The organism is Photorhabdus sp. RM96S, from assembly GCF_042879335.1.
Classification (GTDB): Bacteria; Pseudomonadota; Gammaproteobacteria; order Enterobacterales; family Enterobacteriaceae; genus Photorhabdus; species Photorhabdus kayaii.
The window spans coordinates 1-3,201 of the sequence record NZ_JBHFKT010000091.1 but is presented as its reverse complement, the minus strand read 5'-3'; the positions used below and the strand labels follow the sequence as shown (position 1 = coordinate 3,201).

The window sequence follows — 3,201 nt, the reverse complement described above, 5'->3', positions numbered from 1 at the left end:
GCTGGTCACCCCGGACATCCAGTCGCTGTTCGTGGCAATGGACGGTCTCGACGGGTTGCAGCCGAACGGTATCACGAATGCCGTGAGCGGCTATATCCGGGCCGCCGGCATTGAGAAAAAAGGTGCCTGCCACCTGTTTCGGCATGCGATGGCGACCCAGATGCTGGAGAACGGGGCGGACCTGCGGTGGATACAGGCCATGTTAGGCCATGCCAGCGTAGAGTCAACCCAGGTGTATACGCAGGTCTCTATCCGGGCCTTGCAGGCGGTGCACGCCAGCACCCATCCGGCGGAGCAAATGGCCGACGAAAAAGTCAGCGACGCCGATGAGGTGGGTTTACTGGCCGACCTGTACGCCGACGATAACGCCGACACGGACACGCTGCCGGACAGTTCAGAGCCGACCTGCCCCCCCGATACCCGCTGACCGTCCGTACGCCCCCGTTGAGTTGGGTGGGTTCGGTGTGGGGGCAGACCGTAGCCGGACTGCCCGTTAGCCTCGGCGCACGCGGGGGTAAATAGTCGTCAGGCGGCCCAACCGCTGACGTCCCCGTTGAGCCGGTCCAGGCCGCCCAACGCCTATTGAACATAATGCGGGGGGAATTATACGCACTGCGCCGGCGAGCCAGGGCAACCGCCTGAGCATCGATGAGCGGCTTAATGCGTATAATTGGCATTATGTCTTGCGCCCCCGCGGGTCAGCATTAGCGGGTGTGGCGCACAAGGCTGACGCCTTCTGCTGTCAGCCGCTGAGCCAGTCCTCGGCAAAAACCCGTGTTCTTCTTTAGCTGCCGTGCCAACGTCCGGCCAACAACCCTGAAGGCAGGTCGGCCTGCGGCCTCCGCTCATTGACTTCCCCCCGCCCCAACCCTGCTGCACTGGCTGCGCTGGCTCACACTGCGCTGCGCTCCGTTGCTCGTCTCCGTGCTCGCCATCTCCGCCCCGTGCAGCCCCCGAGGGCTTCCCTGAACAAAATCGCGAGGTCATGCAAGGTCATGCGCAACCCGAAACCCTGGTGCCCCCGAGCGTCACAGGGGCGCCGCTTGCGGGCTCTCTGCCGCCCGCGCCCGCAGAACGGGCACCCGCCGCCCAAACAAGTTGGGCGACGTTCGCCCGTTGCCGAAAAAGGCGCTACCCTGACCAGAGCGCGGCGGGAAAAACCGGCGTTCAGGGGCGAAAAGCGCGTCAGGGGATTTTGGGTACGGCGGTGAACGCACATCGGAAAAAACGGGTTGTAACTGACTGAGTGGACAGGGAAAATCGCTGTTCTCTGGCTCACTTCGCAATGGAATGGGTTGTTGCGGATAATAATGCCCTGAGCTTACCCAAAGGAATGATGGATTACGGTCGGTCAGCATCCAGTCTGGCTACCGCGATGTTAAATGAAGGTAAATCTCTTCAAGAGATTTCAGCGGCATTGTCAAAACATGCCAAAGGTGATCACCCGGAAGGGCAAGATCCGGTAAGAGGGTTGTTAGTCGCTTGGGGGACAGGAATGTCCACGGTAGCAGCACCACTGTTACTACCATCAGGAGCAACAGTGGGAAGTATTTTTGCTGGAGGTATCATCAGTGGAACCGCTAATGTTAGTAATCAATTGACAAATGGCCCCGTGAACATGACTGACGCATTGATAGCCACGGGAACGGGGGCAGTAACACAAGGCAAAGGCTTTTGGTTTACAGAAATAGCGAGTATTACTGGTGCCTATGCAGGCGCTAAATTGCAAGGGAAAGATCCTTTATCGCCTGTAATTGGTGCAGGTATTGGTAACGTGATAGGTGCAGGGACCGGTAAAGTAGTTACTGATAAATTTAAACCTGTAGTATCAGGAGCTGTTGCTGAAGCCATTGGTGCGGGTTCTGGTGCAATAAGCTCTGAAGTTGCGGGCAGTACAGTAGAAGAGAAGTTAAATAAAAACTGGAGTAAAAAATGAAATCTACGATTGTTTTTTCTGACTCTATCCACTATTGCATAGTTATTTATTACAACCTTACTTATAAGATTTGTCGTCGGAATGATTGCTTATTATCAATTTGGCGAAATAGACTTTAGTCTTAATGATGTTATATATGCTGCTAAAGTGGGTATTGCAGGAGGGATACCTTTAGGTATTGGAGCGTCGATTTTAGCTAACCTAAAAGAAAGCAAAGAGAAATTTCCCCCTCCCGGTTCTTAGCTAATAAGAATTCTGGCCTTCTGGTCAGGATTGTTGTAGACAATAATCAGCTAAGCGTTGACCAGAATCGTTCAAGGAGTGAGGAACTGGTCAACTGTCAGGGGGATACCAGTTGTCGTTCTGTTGTCAGGGATAAGTATCGCCAAGAGGTAACCCTTTTTACTCAGAACATTGGTATCTTGGTGAAGTAGACAATAGATGCTAATACCTCATCGATGAGAAAGTTATCTTGAAAAATGCCGTTAAAGAGCGAGCTTCTTCGCGGTAATACGCAGTTTAAGGATAAGTGAGCATGATTGTATATATTCCGTTTATTTTGATGGTCTTGAGTCTGTTGGGATTTCTTGCCTGCTTCATCTATTTTGGCTTGAACAAAAAAGTTTCACTAAGAAGTGTAAAATCTCCGTTGCTCTTTTTTGATTTTTGTTTTTTTAATAAAAACAAACTTGCTAATTTTTCCATGATAATATTATTTGTTATTTATATGTCTGGAATTTTGTTTGAATTTATTAAAAATGAAAATTTAATTTCCTTTGCTGGTTATTTTATTGGAGTGTTTGCAATTCTTGTTTTTCTTATTCATTGCAGATTTTTCTCAAAAAGAAAATTTGCACATAGAAATAATATTGAATTCATAAAAGAGTTTGTTTTTGAAATGGAAATAAGCCTTCAAAATACGTCATTATGGTTATCTAGGTTATTTTATATTGTTTGGCTTTATTTGTTTTTTTCTACGTAATTGTTGTAGACAGTAATGCATTTAATATGGGAAGTCTGTTTGGTTATAAAGGAGGAGGAACTCAGTTTGATCTTATGGGGCAAAGGACCGATACATTTACTAATGAACGGGCTATTCAAAAAAATAGGAGAACAAAATGGTTATCTTAGTTAACAATAACAAGATTAATATCAATGGGCACTTAATTATATTTAATCAAAAGATTATTAAGGCGATAGAAATTGAGAATGGTTCTGTTCTTGTCTTAACTGATATTCCTATAGGAGATGATGGGCTAAATAAT

At 47.9% G+C, this 3,201-nt stretch carries 5 protein-coding genes; 4 read left to right on the top strand and 1 reads right to left on the bottom strand.

The window, feature by feature from the left end:
• Window positions 1–427, top strand: a 427-nt coding sequence (locus ACGF49_RS24215; RefSeq protein ID WP_387493206.1) for a tyrosine-type recombinase/integrase, incomplete at its 5' end; no start/stop codon positions are given.
• Between the two features lie 230 nt (window positions 428–657).
• Here the strand turns inward: ACGF49_RS24215 and ACGF49_RS24210 are convergent.
• The gene (locus ACGF49_RS24210; protein WP_113044211.1) at window positions 658–987 is read right to left on the bottom strand and encodes a hypothetical protein; all 330 of its coding nucleotides are present in this window, start codon (window positions 985–987) and stop codon (window positions 658–660) included.
• Window positions 988–1,285: 298 nt separating this feature from the next.
• On the opposite strand from ACGF49_RS24210, the gene ACGF49_RS24205 reads away from it, so the two are divergent.
• The 3 genes from ACGF49_RS24205 to ACGF49_RS24195 all read left to right on the top strand — a co-directional run bounded on the left by ACGF49_RS24205 (window position 1,286) and on the right by ACGF49_RS24195 (window position 2,918).
• Window positions 1,286–1,936 (top strand): hypothetical protein, encoded by a 651-nt coding sequence (locus tag ACGF49_RS24205; RefSeq protein ID WP_113044209.1) that lies wholly within the window; start codon window positions 1,286–1,288, stop codon window positions 1,934–1,936.
• 81 nt (window positions 1,937–2,017) lie between these two features.
• A complete protein-coding gene (locus tag ACGF49_RS24200) occupies window positions 2,018–2,179 on the top strand; it encodes a hypothetical protein (RefSeq protein ID WP_158536622.1) in 162 nt (53 codons plus the stop codon).
• A 292-nt stretch (window positions 2,180–2,471) separates the two neighbouring features.
• Entirely contained in the window at window positions 2,472–2,918 is a 447-nt protein-coding gene (locus ACGF49_RS24195; RefSeq protein WP_113044208.1) for a hypothetical protein, read from the top strand.
• Window positions 2,919–3,201: the final 283 nt, after the last annotated feature.